Source organism: Kiloniella litopenaei (assembly GCF_000982415.1).
In the GTDB taxonomy this organism is placed as follows: domain Bacteria; phylum Pseudomonadota; class Alphaproteobacteria; order Kiloniellales; family Kiloniellaceae; genus Kiloniella; species Kiloniella litopenaei.
The window spans coordinates 1-310 of the sequence record NZ_LANI01000063.1 but is presented as its reverse complement, the minus strand read 5'-3'; the positions used below and the strand labels follow the sequence as shown (position 1 = coordinate 310).

Here is a 310-nt window from a genome sequence, read left to right as displayed (position 1 = left end):
CCTGCGGCAACAATGGCAATCATATCCCCTGTTGGGATTTCGTTTCTGGAAACCCGCAGGTCAAAGAAAGAAATCAACACCAGCATAAAGAGCAGGCAGAGGGTTGCAACGATGGTTGGGCGACGACTGCCAAAGTCCATAAAGTCAAATGGCGACGTGCGATCTGCATTATCCAGCAGTCCCAACTCCTGTGTACGCATTCCTGCCAGCAGAAGCGAACCAATAGCCCCCACAGCAGCAGCTTCGGTCGGGGTCGCAATCCCAGATAGGATGGACCCAAGAACAGAAACGATCAGGGCCACAGGTGGCA

At 53.5% G+C, this 310-nt stretch carries 1 protein-coding gene; it reads right to left on the bottom strand.

Translation table 11 applies throughout. The annotated features are described in order from the left end of the window. On the bottom strand, positions 1-310 hold a 310-nt coding region (locus WH95_RS20110), incomplete at both ends, for a TRAP transporter large permease subunit (protein ID WP_046510240.1).